The organism is Pseudomonas moorei, assembly GCF_042846945.1.
GTDB lineage: Bacteria > Pseudomonadota > Gammaproteobacteria > Pseudomonadales > Pseudomonadaceae > Aquipseudomonas > Aquipseudomonas moorei.
The window spans coordinates 4,140,879-4,156,473 of record NZ_AP035776.1; the positions used below are offsets into that span (position 1 = coordinate 4,140,879).

Here is a 15,595-nt window from a genome sequence, read left to right on the forward strand (position 1 = left end):
TAAAGCCCCACCGCATGTGGGCATGCGGCAGGGTATTTTTGGTGCAGATCAAAACAGCTCATCGTCCTCGGCACCATCATTGTCTTTGCGCTTTCGTTCACGTGATTTGATCTTGGTCTGGGCGACCAAGCTGCTGTGTTGCAGGCGGTAGGACTCGTTGCCCGTTTCGACGATGTGGCAGTGGTGTGTCAGCCGATCCAGCAACGCCGTTGTCATCTTGGCGTCACCAAACACACTCGACCATTCCGAGAAGCTGAGGTTGGTGGTGATGACCACGCTGGTGTGCTCGTACAGCTTGGACAGCAAGTGAAATAACAGGGCACCACCGCTCTGGCTGAAGGGCAAATACCCCAGTTCATCGAGTATCACCAGGTCTGTTCGTAACAGCCCTTGAGCGATGCGGCCCGTCTTGCCATCGTACTTTTCGCGCTCCAGCAGATTGACCAGATCCACCGTGGAGTAGAAGCGCACGCGTTTGTGATGCGTCGTGATCCCGGACACAGCCAAGGCGGTGGCGAGGTGTGTTTTGCCTGTTCCAGGCCCGCCGATGAATACGACATTCTGCGCGGTATCGGTGAACTCCAGGTTGGACAGATCCCTGATCAGGCGGGCATCTGCGCTAGAAGCGCTGAAGTCGAAGCCGGCCAAATCACGATGCATGGGGAGTTTGGCCATGTTCATCTGGTGGTTCACTGAGCGCACCGCTCGATCCGCATGTTCTTGTTGGAGAAGATGCTCAAGTAGCCATTTCGAGGATGCCGTCGAAGCTTCTCCTTGCGAGGCTAGTTCTTCCCAGGCGCTGGCCATGCCATGCAGACGCAGTTCTTTGAGTTCCGCCATAAGATCACGCATTGCGAGTCTCCTCATCGGTGGTACGGAGCCGGTCGTAGCGTGCCGTATTGGCGACAGGCGCTATCTTGAGTTGAAGGCTGGTTTCGGCGGACGGAGGGGCTGCTGTCGATGTCAGTCGAGCCAGGACATTCAGGATGTGCTCAGCACTCAAGCTGCCTGATTCAAGTACCAACTCCACAGCCACCAACACGGCATCGAGCCCGGCGATGGGAACTGCCGCCAGTACCTGCGTCATGACTCGATCACCATTGGCGTGACGCCTCAGACCGCGTTTTAACAGCTGCAACGGCTTCGGCAGATCAGCAAACGGAGCGCCATTGCGCAGCGCTCCAGGCTTGCGCTCGATAAGCGGGATGTAATGCTGCCAGTCAAAACTGACCTGATCTCGATCAAACAGACGCTCGTGGCTGGCAATCGTCGTTTCATCGGCGATGACCACCACCCGGGAAGGATACAAACGGCTGCTGACCCACTGGCCGACCCGCTCACACGGCACCGAGTAGCGATTTCGCGCCACGCTGATCAGGCAGGTGCTGGAGACCCGTACGGTGCGCTCGACGTAGCCATCAAAGGCAGTCGGCATCGGCATCAATTCAGCGCGTTCCAGCTCCAGGACGTCCGCCACGGTCAGCCCGTTGTACTGCGGGTGCAGCAGTTCGCCCCAGAGCGCACGGCAGCGTTGGCCGAGCCAGGCATTCAATTCCTCGAAGGTGTGGAACATGCAGTTTTGAGCATCGAGCCAGATGCGCCGTCGGCTGTCTTGGACGTTCTTTTCAACGATGCCTTTTTCCCAGCCGGAAGCGACGTTGCAGAAGTCCGGGTCGAACAGGTAGTGCGCACACATCACGGCAAACCGAGCATTGACCGTGCGGCCCTTACCCTTGTTGACCTTGTCGACAGCGGTCTTCATGTTGTCGTAGATGCCGCGACGCGGCACCCCACCTAACGCGCCAAACGAGCGGGTATGGGCATCGAACAACATCTCGTGGCCTTGGCTGGGATACGCAACCAACCAAAATGCGCGACTGGCGCACAGCTTCATATGGGAGACCTGGATGCGTCGGAACAGGCCGCCGATCAGCAGACCTTCTTCGCTCCAGTCGAATTGAAAGGCCTCCCCGAGTGCAAAGGTCAGCGGCACAAAAGCTCGTAAAGACTTGCCTTGCTCGCCGCGCCACGAGCGTATAAAGGCGGTGAGTTGGCTGTAGCCGCCGTCGTACCCCTCGGCCTTGATCTGTTCGAAGAGTGTTTTGGCACTCCTGCGGTTGTGCTTTGCCCGAAACGAATCGGCCTTGAGCGCCTGCTCCAGCGTCTCGTGAAATGGACTGAGTTTGTTGAAGGTTGCGCACCGTTGGTAGGCCGGCTGGGTGGCTTCGGGTGCTCTGACCCATTTTCGAATGGTGTTTCTCGACAGTCCGGTACGCTTGGCTATCTGATGCAGCGAGAGCTTGTCGCGGAAGTACATCCGCCGGATTTTTCCCAACATTTCCATGCTGATCACCCTGTGTTCTCCTGCTCGAAAAGTGAGCAGAAGCAGTTGAACACCTGGGTCAGTTTTCAGTCGGCAGAACAGCCTTTACTGGGTCAGTTTTCGGTCAGCGGCAACATGCTGACCTTATATATGCGTCGAGCAACCTCTCCCCGAACGACCTTGCAGATTTCAATGCAATGCAAGCTGGCCGCAATCCGTTAGACGTGTTTCCCAAGGCAATCGATGAGACTACCTATGCAATCAAGTTTGGCCGTCAGGTACTGGCTGTAGGTGGTCATACCAATGGAGGTATCTGGTTCGTAACAACAAACGTCATCACGAAGCTTTCGACCGGGCAGCGGTTTCGGTTCTTCCGGATTCTCAAAGATCATCTGGCGTTCATCAAGCGCGAATCACCGCTTGATATGTCTTTCACAAATTTTGTGTCAGTCGAGAACAAGGCTCATATCCGTCTACTGGAAACCCTTGGTGCTAAGTTCCAGGACGACTGCGTAATGAGTCCCGCTGGCTTTCCTTTCAAACAATTTTGGCTGTAGGAGGTTATCTATGTGTGGGCCACTCGCTATTCCTATCGCAATCGCCGCGATGAGTGCCGCTGGTGCAGCGATGAGTGCATCTGAAGGGGCAAAGGCCAAGGGTCAGATGACCGATACCACTCGGAAGCAGCAGAACGAAATGGTCAAGCAGGCCAACTTTGCTGAGAACGATCAGAAGCTTGCGACCGTGGATAAACACGACGAAGCCCATAGACAGCTCACTGAGGTGAACCTGAGTGCCATTCGTAACCAAAGCGCTATCAACGCGGCCATCGGAGAGTCTGGAATGTCAGGTAACTCAATGGACCGCTTGAAGAATTCAGTAGCTAACGATGCGTCTGCCGAGAAGATGAACATCACCGACAACTACAAGCGCGATTATCAAGCAATCTTCGCGAATCGTGTGGGCTCCTCAGAGAACTCTAAGGCAGCCGTGCGTGGTCTGGGTGGCAACAAGTACAAGGTGAACAACATAGCCAACGCTTTGAACATCGTCTCTTCAGGTGCTCAAGGATATGCAGCAGCAGGCGGGAAATTCGGTAAAGGCGCTTCTGGGACCCCGGCAGGGGGAAACAGCGTAAGTGTGCAGAATGGAGGCACACGGTAATTCTCAAGGGGAGCCTCAACTGGTTCCCTTATTTTTCATAATGTCCATCCACCTCTGAGAGGTCCGGTCTGTAAGGCCTCCAAAAACACCCACTATAACCAGAGGGGACTTAAGGTTATCTATACATATAGACCCTGCACCTCTTCTTTAAGACGCCCTTTGAGCCTGCTTTTTTGGTAGGTGATCACCCACCAAACCCTACAGCTCAAGGAGGGCTATGCGATGACTACACGGTGGAAGACCTGTGTTGCTGTACTCCGCACTCTGGCTACCCATCGTGTCACCTATCGATTTCTTGGTTTACTCCTTGTCACTCTGGGAGTTGCTCAAGGTGGTCCTTTGGTCGAAGGCCTTGGGGATGTCGTCTGCGTTCTACTTGGTGGCTGTGATGGGTGACCTAAGCGGCCTTGCGAGACTCATTCGGAGTATCGGATGATGCCGTTTGATAACTCAGTCTCAGGCGGTTGCGATGCCAATATTCGATTTGTACTCCAAGCGTCAAAAGAAGCTACGTGGTGAAGTCTCTGACGTGTACGTCTATGACGACTTCCCTGACACGTTGCGGGCACAGTTGTCGTACATGGTTAAAGACCTTCTGGGAGATCGGAGTGAGTATTATCATTTCCGGTTGGAGATGCCAAAGCAGGTGTACGATGAAATCGTTATGATTTTGAAGAAAGAGTACGGTCTACATTCTTTAGTAACAGGTCACACCGAGTCACCCTTCACAGAGCTTCATGATTTTCTGCTAAGAGAGCCCGACGTTGAGCGTTGTCTTGATGTCGTTGAGCTGTGCTACAGGGTAGGAGATGACCTTGCACGCAGATACTCTTATGCGGAGCGTAAAAATTCGAATGCCCATGTTGATGATTGCCTGAATGAGCTAAATGAGAGGTTCAAAGAGGCTGGCTGCGGGTACGAGTTTATCGATGGGAAAATTATCCGCATCGACTCGCAGTTCCTTCATTCGGAAGTCGTGAAGCCTGCCCTTGGATTCCTCAACGCTGAAGAATTCGAAGGTGCCCGCGATGAGTTCCTGGGAGCGTATGAGCACTATCGCCATGGCAACCATAAAGAGGCGTTGGTCGATGCCCTCAAGGCCTTTGAAAGCACCATGAAGGTCATACTGACCTCCAACGGAAAATCCTATGGTTCTGGCGACACCGCTTCGAAGTTGATCTTGGCGTGCAGGGATGCTGAGTTGATGCCCGCGTACAACGAATCCCAGCTCCAATCCTTGGTCAATGTACTCACCAGCGGCATACCTACGTTGCGGAACAAGAACGGGGGGCACGGGCAAGGGGAGGCGGTTAGGACTGTTGAGCCAGAGATTGTCGCCTATGGGATGCACTTAACGGCTTCGGCAGTAGTTATGTTGGCGGGTCTTGAGGCAAAACGCAGAGCGGCGAATTGAGAATCTAACAGGTCTAATGACGGGCAGTAAGACTGCTCAGTCACAGGCCTTGGGGATGTCGTCTGCGTTCTACTTGGTGGCTGTGAGGGTCAGGTGGATCAGAGCATATTCCCAGAAGGGTCTGGTCTGCCGGCTAATAGCTGATTCAAATCTTCGACCAACGCTGAGAGCTTTGGAGTGCTCTCAGGGGGTACATCCTTAAGAAACCTTTCTATCCTGTACCTGAGTTCCCAAAGAACCATGTCATAGAAAAGTTTCTCTTCGCCTTCCGCAGAGGAATGCTTGGCCCGAGCGTGAGCAAGCTCCTCGGAGGCTCGCTCCATTTTCTTGTCGAATGTATCGCCAGAGAATCCTGAGGTGAGATGGGCCCCCACAAACTTCGCTTGCTTACCATCCTCAATGCTTTTCACAGCTACCTGAAGCTCAATGAGGAGGTTTTGAAAAGCAACCAACAGCTTGCGTTGAAGCGTTTTAGGGAAATCCCTCGTCATTCTGCCGTAGCGAACCGCTTTAATGTGACCCTCGACTGATGGGTCTGCGAAAGATATAGGCTTCCACGTATGCGAGAACTTGTTTCGAACCTCACGAAGGTGCTGCAAGTCGTCAAATTGACCTTTACTGATCAGACCCAAAGCGAATGCCGCTTTGATTCGGGAGGAGAAGTTACCGAGTGGTGCGTTGAATCCTGTCACCAGACTGCGAGAGGCTGCGGAAGGAATCATGAACGCTGATAGCAAATCCCCTAATGTGTCCTCCGCAAAAGCTGCAAGGGTCAACACAAGAGCCCTCTCATCGAGGTCCCTCAGAGTTTTATTTAGCTCGTTAAAATTGATGAAGCCTTGCGGCTCGGACGATGTGTCACCTTGACGCTCCATATCAGAATAACCTGCAAAACTCTGATGTTACTCCGTAGCAGAACCTCTTTGAGAATCTGACAGAAAAATCTGAATGACCACCTCAGTGTTTCTATGGTCCCAAAGTCCCCCCGTAGGCCCTCGCGCCTGAGCCTTATCGCGTGCCCGCATGGGGTCCTTATCGCGCCCGCGCAGGCCTCTGGAAGTCAGGCAATTCGGGGCCTTTGAGGTGTCACAAAGTGTTAGAACTCCGTTACAACAGTGTTAGACATTGGCTGAAAGATGCCCGTAGAATGGGCCTTCCACGCCTCATTGGATGCCTTATGGAGTTTTTCACCGAGTACGCCAGTTTTCTGGCCAAGACCGTGACCCTGGTGATCGCCATTCTGGTGGTCCTGGCCAGTTTTGCGGCATTGCGCAGCAAAGGTCGACGCAAGGCTGCCGGGCAGTTGCAGGTCAGCAAGCTCAATGATTTCTACAAGGGCCTGCGTGAGCGCCTGGAGCAAACCCTGCTCGACAAGGACCAGCTCAAGGCCTTGCGCAAGTCCCAGGCTAAAACCGAGAAAAAGCAGAAGAAAAAAACCGAGGCCAGGTCCCGGGTGTTCGTGCTGGATTTCGATGGCGACATCAAGGCATCGGCGACCGAAAGCCTGCGCCATGAAATTACCGCACTGCTGACCCTCGCCACGCCCAAGGATGAAGTCGTGTTGCGCCTGGAAAGCGGCGGCGGCATGGTCCACAGCTATGGCCTGGCTTCCTCGCAACTGGCGCGTATCCGTGAAGCGGGCGTGCCGTTGACTGTCTGCATCGACAAGGTCGCGGCCAGTGGTGGCTACATGATGGCGTGCATCGGCCAGAAGATCATCAGCGCACCTTTCGCGATCCTTGGCTCCATCGGCGTGGTGGCGCAGTTGCCCAACGTCAACCGCCTGCTGAAAAAGCATGACATCGACTTCGAAGTGCTCACCGCCGGTGAATACAAACGCACCCTGACCGTGTTTGGCGAAAACACCGAGAAGGGGCGGGAGAAATTCCAGGAAGACCTGGACATCACCCATCAACTGTTCAAGAACTTTGTCTCGCGCTATCGCCCGCAACTGGCGATCGACGAGGTGGCTACCGGTGAAATCTGGCTCGGTGTCGCGGCATTGGACAAGCAACTGGTGGACGAACTGAAGACCAGTGACGAGTATCTGGCCGAACGCGCCAAGCAGTCCGAGCTTTATCACCTGCACTACGCCGAGCGCAAAAGCCTGCAGGAGCGCATCGGCATGGCGGCCAGCAGCTCGGTCGACCGCGTCCTGCTGAGCTGGTGGAGCCGATTGACCCAGCAACGCTTCTGGTAACTCAGGCGGAATCGAGAGCAATCAGGCCGGGGCATTTGCCCCGGTTTTTTTTCGCCTGGCAATCTCCATGGTTGTCCTCCAGGACGCGGCGAATTCTCCGAGGGCAGGCGGCGATCCGTCCTGCTTTCGAGGGCGTGGCGGCTGGTTATGTTGGTGCTCCTTTTATTTGCCATGGAATGCACATGAATGACCAACCGCGTGACCCTCACATTGCGCTCACCACAACTGATCGGCCCATGCACGAAGCATTGAATTCGCTGGTCAGCAGTGCTTTGCCACAATCTCCCGAGCAATTCGGCACACAATTGATCCGGAAAAAATGGGGCGAGGACATCGACCCGCAGACCGCCCACCTGACAACACTGGATTACCACTACCGGGGGCACCCGCCACAGGACGGGATCGAGCAAGGACAGGTGGCGAGCTCACGGACTCTGGTGCAGGCCTTGCTGTCCAATTATCAAACCGTCGGTGACGGGCGTTTCGCGGAGACCGTTTTCGGTCTTTACACGCCGCCCGACGTCGGCCCGTCCATTCGCATTGTCCAGAACGTCGATGAATTCGCTGACCACGGCAATGGCAACCACCACACCTACGAAGGCATTTATCGGCAAACCGTGCCGCAGGTCTATGGGCCAACCACGCAAATCGCCCTCAGGCCAGCAGACTTCAAGCAGTGGGTGTGGCAGCTGAATCTGAAAACCCGCTATCAGGCCTATCTCGAAAGCGCCTGGCCCTCGGATGAGCAAATCGCAGGTGCCGCACCTTGCGACCTGAGGACCTCAGCCAAGGCCGCCTTCGTCATGAGCGCGTTCCTGCAACATCAGGAAGGCAGCCTGACCGGCGAAGGGCTGGCTCTGGCACTGCTGGCGTGCGGGTTGCCGGCCCAGCAGACCTGGGAGGCATTGACCATCGCTCAATTGAGCGCCGCAACCCGCGTCCATTCGCCCATCATCGCCGGTCGCCTGACGATCTACCGTTACACCTCGACCGATCTCTGGTGTTTTCGCCAGCACACCGGCTCCAGGGTCTTGCTGTACATCCCTGGCAACTCCTCACCGCTGCATGAGTTCGTCGATATCCAGCACCTGCGCCAATGGGTCGTGGCCCAAGGCAAGGTGGCCGAGACAAGTCAGGCGTTGGCTGCGCACTTTGCCGAAGAGGATCGCCAGGACGGCACCTTCCATGCGGGCGTGTTGACTGCGCTGGAGGGCATGGTGGTCTTCCCCAAAGAGCACTGGTTGAAAAAGAACGCCGGTTTTTTCAACAATGACGGGTTCTGGGACCCGCAGGATTATGTGGGCATCGAGCGCTCACCCGCGGCCACTGACCCGTTCGCTGAATTGGTGCTGACCATGAAGCAGGCCGCCATGGCCAGCGTCAACAGCATCCGTGATGATGCCCAGGTCAACCGAGACGACTTGAGCGCGGTGGTGGAACCGCTCGTGCAGTGGATCAACCGCCTGGGCCCTTTGGCGTTGTTCATTCCCGGAGGCGAGGGCGTGCTGGTGCTGGCCGGGATCATCGACGCCGGTTATGGCATCAACCAGGCCGTCAACGGTGACACTCCCGAGAAGCGCTCGGAAGGTGTGACGCGCACGATCTTCGGCTTGCTCAATGCGCTGCCGCTGGCCAGATCGATTGCCGAACTCAAGGTCGAAGGCCATGTGGCCGAAACGCTGCACGAGTCACCGGAGCCGAGCAGCGAGTCGAGCATCCAGCCAGTTACCGACACAACGCTTCAACCCGCGTCCGCGCCGGCTTTATCGTCGCCCACGACACGCCTGGAACTCATGCGCGGAGTCTGCACACCCTTCGCTTCCTTCAGCGACGAGGTCCTGAGCCAGATCGCCCGAGTCAGCACGGTCGACGACGACATGTTGCGTCTGATGGTGGCCGGACGCCCGCCGACGCCGCTGCTGGCCGATACCATCACCCGCTTCAAGCTTGACCGGGAGCTTGAAGCGATCGCCGATCCGGCGACACGCACCGGCTTGTTCAACTCCCGCTATCAGGCGCTCCAGCACTCGGATCATGAGTGGGTCCGCTTGTTCCAGCGCGAGTACCCCGGTTTGCCAAAAACAGTGGTGGAGCAAATCCTCGACCGTTCGGGCGTGGAGATCGAACGTCCGGTTGATGTGGCCGAGGCCCTGAAAGTGCTCAGGCGACTGGATGGCAAGGCGCGAGAATATCAGCAGCATGTCAGGCTCAATCGAGCCTATGAAGGCCTGTACTTGCGCTCGATTGTCCACCCTGAGTCTGACGTCCTGGCCTTGCATTCACTGGTACGGTTACCTGGGTGGCCGACATCCTTGCGCATTGAGGTGCTGGAAGGGGCGGAGGGTGGCCGGCTGCTGGATCGCTGCGGCCCACTTGATGCGCTCGATTGCCGACGGTTGATCAAGATCGCGGATCGCTATTGGCCGTCTGCGGCGTTGAAACCTGGTCGTGAAGGCTCGGACCTGTTCACTGCGCTGGTTGACCTGTTGTCCGTCGAAGAGCGCACCGCATTGTCATTGCCCGCACCCGCTCCGGCAGGCGAGTTGCGCCTGCGCCTTGGCGAGCGAACGTTGTCCCGTACCGAATTGATGCTTGGCCTCAGCAGAATGGATTCGAAATTGCCTTTCGAAACCCCTGCACTTCGCGGCGGCGGATTTCCAAATACGCTTCAGGGGGCGTCCCTGAGCCGTGAAGTCGTGCGATTGCAGGTCAGGGAGCTTTACCCGGACTTCACCGATGCACAGGTCGACGAGTTGTTGGCGGGCGCCGGTGCCGGGGCGCAGGCGCTGCTGGAGCGCCTTACCCTGCAATTGCGACAACTTCATACCGATCTGGTGCATTGGATCGACCAGACCGTGTCGGATCTCGATGACATGGATCTGGATTTTCTTGCCGTTGGCGATGAAGGCGCCGCGGGCATGACCCCTCAGCAGGTGGCGGCGCACAATGCTGAAATGCTGGAGCACGTGATCGAGTACGAGCGCGAAACCAGGAGAGAGCTGGCCGACGAATTGATGCTCCTCTGGCAGAAGTGCCCGCCCGAAGGCAATAAAGTCATGTCCGAGGGGGTATTCGCCGGCTACCGGCTCGATCTGGGGTTTGAGGACTACCACCGCTTGCCGGTGATGAACGTTCGATTCGATGAAGTCATCGAGCTGTCGATGCAGGCGCTGCACCTGGTCGACCGCGAATCTCTGAATGGGTTTCTGGAAAGTTTCCCTAACCTGCGCACGTTGAATCTGGAGCGTATCGACCTGCGTCTGCCCAACCCGGATGGCGTGCTGGAAGGTCGCCTGCCGCCAGCAATCCGGCAAATGAAGCGGCTCACTTCGCTCAACCTCAGGTCGACGTTTCTGACGTTCAAGGAGAATACGGCTGCGCAATTGAGCGACTTGGTCGGTTTGCAGAACCTGGACCTGAGCGACAACCCTTTGGACGTTGCGCCTGTCGTATTGGGGATGAAGGCACTACGGGTGCTGAAGCTGAGCAATACCGGGATCAGTCACTGCCCGATCGGTATCGTCGATGAGCCGTTCATGACCTCGCTGGACTTGCGTCACAACCGGATCAGCCGGGTTCCCCAGGCGATACTGAACCAGGCGGTGTCCCGGGACCGGGTCTGGCTCTGGGACAATCCGCTGACGGACGAGGAGACACTGTCGCGTCTGGTCGACCACCGTGAACGCACGGGCATCAATCTGTGGCTAAGCCAGCCGGGTGCGGGGTATGGCAGTGCCATGCCGTGGCTGCAAGAGGGTGATGAAATGTTGCGGGCGGCGCGGCAGCAGGTCTGGCAACGGCTGGCGGCCAGGCCATTGGGCGGCGCGTTTCTGCGTGTCATCGATGGATTGAGCCTGACGGCTGATTTCCAGGTGGGTTACCTGATCCTGCAAGCCCGGGTATGGCGATTGCTGAATGCAGCAGAGGCTTCAGAGGAGCTGTGGGGCTGGCTACGCCAGTGCATGGAGGCGAGGACGCCCGATGCGGAAAATCCATTCAGGCTGTTCACTGTTCTGGAGGACCGCGTGCGGCTTTACGTGGACTGGGTCGCCTCGGGGCGGCCAATTCCGATGGCCAATCTTCCGAATCCTTGATCGAAAGGTGAAACGCCTTGAACCCCGCAAAGGGTTCAAGGCATCACGATCAACGGCGACGGAACAGCGGCAGCGGTTCGTCGGTGGCGGCCTGGTAGGTCACCGAGAAGTCCTTGAGGCTTTCCAGCGCTTCATACGGATCTTTGTCGGCGCGCAATGCAAAGGCATCGAAACCGCAGCGACGCAGATAGAACAACTGGTCGCGCAGCACGTCGCCAATCGCCCGCAGTTCGCCTTTGAAACCATAACGGTCACGCAGCAGGCGGGCGTTGGAGTAGTTGCGGCCATCGGTGAAGGCCGGGAAATTCAAGGCGATCACCTTGAAATTTGCCACGTCTTCGCCGATTTCTTCGGCTTCTTCATCGGCATCCAGCCATACGCCCAGGCCGCCGTCGCGGGCCTTGAGCATGCGGCTGTGTTCGCGCCACAGCGCCAACGGGACGATGTAGTCGTCGCAGTTGGTGATCTCGTCGATGCTGAAATCCTTGGGCAGCAAGTGCCAGGTTTCGTCGACGACTTCGTTGTTCTTAATGATTCGCTGCATAGACGCGTTCCTTGAAGAGGTCGATGCCAATACGCTGATAGGTGTCAATGAAGCGCTCGTCTTCGGTACGCTGTTCCACGTATACGTCGATCAGCTTCGAGATCACGTCCGGCATGTCGTCCTGGGCGAAGGACGGGCCGAGGATCTTGCCCAGGCTGGCGTCTCGACTGGCGCTGCCACCGAGGGACACCTGATAGAACTCTTCACCTTTCTTGTCCACCCCGAGAATGCCGATGTGGCCAACGTGGTGGTGACCACAGGCGTTCATGCAACCGGAGATGTTCAGGTCCAGTTCGCCGATGTCGAACAGGTAATCCAGGTCATCGAAACGACGCTGGATCGATTCGGCGATCGGGATCGACTTGGCGTTGGCCAGGGAGCAGAAGTCGCCACCCGGGCAGCAGATGATGTCGGTCAGCAAACCGATGTTCGGCGTGGCGAAGCCTTGCTCACGCAATTCGCCCCACAGGGTGAACAGTTTGTCCTGCTCGACATCCGCCAGAATGATGTTCTGCTCGTGGGACGTGCGCAGTTGACCGAAGCTGTAGCGGTCGGCCAGATCGGCCACGGCGTCGAGCTGTTTGTCGGTGATGTCGCCCGGTGCAACGCCGGTCGGCTTCAGGGACAGGGTCACGGCGACATAACCCGGCTGCTTGTGGGCCTGGGTGTTGCGCGCGCGCCAGCGGGCGAAACCCGGGTGCTGCTGGTCGAGTTCGGCCAGCTTGGCGTTCTGGTTGTCCAGCGCCTTGTAGTCCGGGTCGACGAAGTGTTTGGCAACGCGATGAACTTCGGCTTCGGTCAGCGTGGTCTGGCCACCGCGAAGGTGCTCCATTTCCGCATCGACTTTCTGGGCGAAGACTTCTGGCGTCAGCGCCTTGACCAGAATCTTGATCCGCGCCTTGTACTTGTTGTCGCGACGACCGTAGCGGTTGTAAACCCGCAGGATGGCGTCGAGGTAGCTCAACAGGTCTTGCCAGGGCAGGAACTCATTGATGAACGCGCCCACCACTGGCGTACGGCCCAGGCCACCGCCCACCAAAACACGGAAACCCAGCTCGCCAGCGGCGTTGTGCACCGGCTCCAGGCCGATGTCGTGGACTTCGATGGCGGCGCGGTCAGAGGTCGAACCATTGATGGCGATCTTGAATTTACGCGGCAGGTAGGCGAATTCCGGGTGGAACGTGGTCCACTGACGGACGATCTCACACCACGGACGCGGGTCGATCAGCTCGTCGGCGGCGACACCGGCGAACTGGTCGGTGGTGACGTTGCGCAGACAGTTGCCGCTGGTCTGGATCGCGTGCATCTGCACGGTGGCCAATTCAGCCAGGATGTCCGGAATGTCTTCCAGCGCCGGCCAGTTGAACTGCACGTTCTGCCGGGTGCTGATGTGGGCATAGCCCTTGTCGTAGTCACGGGCAATCCTGGCCATCATTCGCATCTGGCGCGAAGTCAGTTGGCCATAAGGCACCGCAACCCGCAGCATTGGCGCGAAGCGCTGGATGTAAAGCCCGTTTTGCAGGCGCAGGGGGCGGAATTCTTCTTCGCTCAGCTCGCCTGCCAGATAGCGTCGGGTTTGATCACGGAACTGCTTGACGCGGTCCTCGATGATCCGCTGATCGTACTCGTCGTATACGTACATATAAGTCCTGTTCTCAGGCTTGGGCCGGTCGGAAACAGCGGCGTTTTTTTGCTTGCTGGAATCCGATAATACCTCGGCAATTCTGCGCGCACGGCCGCGCACTCCCCACGGAGCCGAGGCACGATACCAGTTTGCAGTTATGCGCAAAAGTGATGTTTGAGTATATGTAAAGAACCAAATCGCCTAATGAGAATCGTTGTGGCAATGACCCTGTTTGTGGTGCGGGCAATCGTCGTCTTTACTGTGATCGAGTCTTTATGCAATCACCGATAAAACCGACAAGAGGCGATGCAATGAGCAACCCTACCAAAGCGACAAAAAGTGATAGCACGGTCGACGCCTGGGCGATTCTGTTCCTGATCATTCTGGTCGTCGGCACAGCGGTATATTGGGTGAGTCACCAGTAAACGACCCCGTCCGGGCCTCGTTCTGACGATTGTCGGACAAAAACCGGAATAAACGCCGTTTTACGGACGTTCGCTGGCTATAATGCGCGGCGTATTTCCGGGGGCTCGGACGACCAATGTTGAAGTTTCTGTGTGGTGCATTACTGGCGCTGGGCACGGTCGTGGGACCTTCTGCCCAAGCGGAATCAGTACTGTTCCTGAATCCGGGGACACCCAGGGAAGTTTTCTGGACCAGCTATTCGCAGTTCATGCAGGCCGCCGCCGATGATCTGCGCATCGACTTGCGCATCGTCTATTCCGACCGTACCTCCGAAATCACCATCGGCCAGGCGCGAGAAGCCCTGCTGGGACCAAGTCGCCCCGACTATCTGGTGTTCGTCAACGAAGAAAGCGTCGCCCCTGAAATCTTGCGTCTGGCAAAGGGCAGCGGTGTGAAGCTGTTCATGGTCAATAACGCTCTGAGCCCGGACCAGATGCGTCTGCTCGGTGCACGTCCCGACAAGTATCCCGATTGGGTGGGCAGCCTGGTGCCCAATGATGAGGAGGGCGGCTACCTGATGCTCAAAGAGCTGATTCGCCTGCACCCTCCGGCCGCCCCGGGCCAGGCCATTGACCTGCTGGCCTTCTCGGGATTGAAAATCACACCATCGGCGCAGTTGCGCGAGAAAGGCATGCGAAGGGCATTGGCCGAACACCCTGAAGTGCGCCTGCGACAGCTGGTTTATGGTGGCTGGACCCGGGAACGGGCCTATGAGCAGGCCAAGCTGCTATTCAAGCGCTACCCACAGACATCCCTGGTGTGGACGGCCAACGACGAAATGGGTTTTGGCGCGATGCAGGCTTTCGAAGAAGCGGGCGGTAAGCCCGGCAAGGACGCGCTGTTCGGCAGCATCAACAATTCACCCGCCGCCTTGCGTGCGTTGCTCGATAAGCGATTGAGCGTGTTGTTGGGCGGGCATTTCAGCTTGGGTGGCTGGGCGTTGGTGCAGTTGCATGACTACGACCAGGGTGTCGATGTCAGCCAGTATGGCGGTCGTGACCGGCAGATTCCGTTATTGCAGGTAATTGATCGGGCACAGGCCCGGCGACTGCTGGCGATGGGCAGCGCTCAGAATTTCGGTGTGGATTTTCACAAGCTGTCGGCCAAGGGGCGGCCGATCTCATACCGTTACCCGTTCAGCCTGCAGACCTTGATGCACTGATTCGCTTCAGAGACCGGCCATAAGCAGCACCAGTTTCACGATGCCGAACAGCGCCAGAGCGAACACGGCCGTGAACAGCACCCCCAGAATCACGAAATGGCTGGGTTTGCCGTGGGTAAAATCCCGCGCCCGATTCTTCCCGCTTTGCACCCCGAACGCCGCTGCCATGACGCTATGCAGCATTTGCCAGAAGGTCGGCGGCTTGTTGTCGACTGGATCGTCCATAAATCCCCCGTCTGAAGGTAGATCCTTCAAGCATAGCCAATCCGCTGATTCGTGCCGTGGCCTGTCGTTGCGCGATTGAAGCAGTCAGTTACTGATTGCCACTGACGCCATATTTATCTACCGCAGTCAGGCCTGTACGAAATGATGTTCTGACGCTCCAATTATCAGGAGCGACAGCATGTCCACCTCATCCTCTAGTTCATCACTGTCGAAATCGCTGCGGCCAGGGAAAAGCAGCATCCACAGCGAATTAATCAGTGAAATGACGCCCGGCTGGCTGATCGATGCCGTGCCGGCAAGAAGGACCGCAATAAAGGAGACTGGCACGCAGCCACCCAATTGGTATCTGGGTGCCTCCCTCGAACAACAACGGGCGCTGG

14 protein-coding genes are annotated in these 15,595 nt (G+C 57.2%); 7 read left to right on the top strand and 7 right to left on the bottom strand.

From position 1 onward, the window contains the following. Positions 1 to 48 precede the first annotated feature (48 nt). Together istB and istA are read right to left on the bottom strand one after the other, a co-directional pair. Positions 49 to 852, bottom strand: coding sequence for an IS21-like element helper ATPase IstB (istB, locus tag ACGJAX_RS19555; RefSeq protein ID WP_010466203.1), 804 nt, complete (start codon positions 850 to 852; stop codon positions 49 to 51). Further along, a complete protein-coding gene (gene istA / locus ACGJAX_RS19560; RefSeq protein WP_390959928.1) occupies positions 845 to 2,344 on the bottom strand; it encodes an IS21-like element ISPpu27 family transposase in 1,500 nt (499 codons plus the stop codon). The genes istB and istA overlap by 8 nt, the downstream gene beginning before the upstream one ends. Positions 2,345 to 2,520: 176 nt before the next feature. Between istA and ACGJAX_RS19565 the strand changes: the two genes are divergently transcribed. The 4 genes from ACGJAX_RS19565 (at position 2,521) to ACGJAX_RS19580 (ending at position 4,901) form a co-directional block, all read left to right on the top strand. Continuing rightward, positions 2,521 to 2,880 carry a phage protein Gp13 family protein gene (locus ACGJAX_RS19565; protein ID WP_390955777.1) on the top strand — a complete coding sequence of 120 codons (360 nt, stop codon included), beginning with the start codon at positions 2,521 to 2,523 and terminating at the stop codon, positions 2,878 to 2,880. Positions 2,881 to 2,890: 10 nt separating this feature from the next. After that, positions 2,891 to 3,487: a hypothetical protein gene (locus tag ACGJAX_RS19570; RefSeq protein ID WP_390955778.1), complete on the top strand. Its 597-nt coding sequence runs from the start codon at positions 2,891 to 2,893 to the stop codon at positions 3,485 to 3,487. 222 nt (positions 3,488 to 3,709) lie between these two features. Next, a complete protein-coding gene (locus tag ACGJAX_RS19575; RefSeq protein ID WP_390955779.1) occupies positions 3,710 to 3,883 on the top strand; it encodes a gp19.5 family protein in 174 nt (57 codons plus the stop codon). Positions 3,884 to 3,956: 73 nt separating this feature from the next. Beyond that, positions 3,957 to 4,901 (top strand): STM4504/CBY_0614 family protein, encoded by a 945-nt coding sequence (locus tag ACGJAX_RS19580; RefSeq protein WP_390955780.1) that lies wholly within the window; start codon positions 3,957 to 3,959, stop codon positions 4,899 to 4,901. Positions 4,902 to 4,999: 98 nt separating this feature from the next. Here the strand turns inward: ACGJAX_RS19580 and ACGJAX_RS19585 are convergent, their stop codons facing one another. Then, positions 5,000 to 5,776 carry an MltR family transcriptional regulator gene (locus ACGJAX_RS19585; protein WP_390955781.1) on the bottom strand — a complete coding sequence of 259 codons (777 nt, stop codon included), beginning with the start codon at positions 5,774 to 5,776 and terminating at the stop codon, positions 5,000 to 5,002. A gap of 302 nt (positions 5,777 to 6,078) precedes the next feature. Between ACGJAX_RS19585 and sohB the strand changes: the two genes are divergently transcribed. Together sohB and ACGJAX_RS19595 are read left to right on the top strand one after the other, a co-directional pair. Next, the gene (gene sohB / locus ACGJAX_RS19590) at positions 6,079 to 7,101 is read left to right on the top strand and encodes a protease SohB (RefSeq protein ID WP_390955783.1); all 1,023 of its coding nucleotides are present in this window, start codon (positions 6,079 to 6,081) and stop codon (positions 7,099 to 7,101) included. Positions 7,102 to 7,337: 236 nt separating this feature from the next. Next, the gene (locus ACGJAX_RS19595; protein ID WP_390955784.1) at positions 7,338 to 11,195 is read left to right on the top strand and encodes a dermonecrotic toxin domain-containing protein; all 3,858 of its coding nucleotides are present in this window, start codon (positions 7,338 to 7,340) and stop codon (positions 11,193 to 11,195) included. A gap of 49 nt (positions 11,196 to 11,244) precedes the next feature. Here the strand turns inward: ACGJAX_RS19595 and ACGJAX_RS19600 are convergent, their stop codons facing one another. Next, positions 11,245 to 11,739: a DUF934 domain-containing protein gene (locus tag ACGJAX_RS19600; RefSeq protein ID WP_090322739.1), complete on the bottom strand. Its 495-nt coding sequence runs from the start codon at positions 11,737 to 11,739 to the stop codon at positions 11,245 to 11,247. Then, positions 11,723 to 13,381 (bottom strand): nitrite/sulfite reductase, encoded by a 1,659-nt coding sequence (locus ACGJAX_RS19605; RefSeq protein ID WP_090322737.1) that lies wholly within the window; start codon positions 13,379 to 13,381, stop codon positions 11,723 to 11,725. Before ACGJAX_RS19605 ends, ACGJAX_RS19600 begins: the two co-directional genes overlap by 17 nt. A 523-nt stretch (positions 13,382 to 13,904) precedes the next feature. Between ACGJAX_RS19605 and ACGJAX_RS19610 the strand changes: the two genes are divergently transcribed. Then, a complete protein-coding gene (locus tag ACGJAX_RS19610) occupies positions 13,905 to 14,990 on the top strand; it encodes a substrate-binding domain-containing protein (protein WP_390955785.1) in 1,086 nt (361 codons plus the stop codon). Between the two features lie 6 nt (positions 14,991 to 14,996). Here ACGJAX_RS19610 and ACGJAX_RS19615 read toward each other — a convergent pair whose 3' ends face one another. Beyond that, the gene (locus tag ACGJAX_RS19615) at positions 14,997 to 15,215 is read right to left on the bottom strand and encodes a DUF2970 domain-containing protein (protein WP_090322732.1); all 219 of its coding nucleotides are present in this window, start codon (positions 15,213 to 15,215) and stop codon (positions 14,997 to 14,999) included. A gap of 126 nt (positions 15,216 to 15,341) precedes the next feature. Continuing rightward, entirely contained in the window at positions 15,342 to 15,542 is a 201-nt protein-coding gene (locus ACGJAX_RS19620; RefSeq protein WP_390955786.1) for a hypothetical protein, read from the bottom strand. Between the last annotated feature and the right edge of the window lie 53 nt (positions 15,543 to 15,595).

Coding starts and splice junctions, on each gene's coding strand:
- sohB (WP_390955783.1), top strand. CDS start 6,079: ATGGAGTTTTTCACCGAGTACGCCAGTTTTCTGGCCAAGACCGTGACC.
- ACGJAX_RS19595 (WP_390955784.1), top strand. CDS start 7,338: ATGCACGAAGCATTGAATTCGCTGGTCAGCAGTGCTTTGCCACAATCT.
- istA (WP_390959928.1), bottom strand. CDS start 2,344: ATGGAAATGTTGGGAAAAATCCGGCGGATGTACTTCCGCGACAAGCTC.
- ACGJAX_RS19575 (WP_390955779.1), top strand. CDS start 3,710: ATGACTACACGGTGGAAGACCTGTGTTGCTGTACTCCGCACTCTGGCT.
- ACGJAX_RS19605 (WP_090322737.1), bottom strand. CDS start 13,381: ATGTACGTATACGACGAGTACGATCAGCGGATCATCGAGGACCGCGTC.
- ACGJAX_RS19585 (WP_390955781.1), bottom strand. CDS start 5,776: ATGGAGCGTCAAGGTGACACATCGTCCGAGCCGCAAGGCTTCATCAAT.
- ACGJAX_RS19570 (WP_390955778.1), top strand. CDS start 2,891: ATGTGTGGGCCACTCGCTATTCCTATCGCAATCGCCGCGATGAGTGCC.
- ACGJAX_RS19600 (WP_090322739.1), bottom strand. CDS start 11,739: ATGCAGCGAATCATTAAGAACAACGAAGTCGTCGACGAAACCTGGCAC.
- ACGJAX_RS19580 (WP_390955780.1), top strand. CDS start 3,957: ATGCCAATATTCGATTTGTACTCCAAGCGTCAAAAGAAGCTACGTGGT.
- ACGJAX_RS19610 (WP_390955785.1), top strand. CDS start 13,905: ATGTTGAAGTTTCTGTGTGGTGCATTACTGGCGCTGGGCACGGTCGTG.
- ACGJAX_RS19565 (WP_390955777.1), top strand. CDS start 2,521: ATGCAAGCTGGCCGCAATCCGTTAGACGTGTTTCCCAAGGCAATCGAT.
- ACGJAX_RS19615 (WP_090322732.1), bottom strand. CDS start 15,215: ATGGACGATCCAGTCGACAACAAGCCGCCGACCTTCTGGCAAATGCTG.
- istB (WP_010466203.1), bottom strand. CDS start 852: ATGCGTGATCTTATGGCGGAACTCAAAGAACTGCGTCTGCATGGCATG.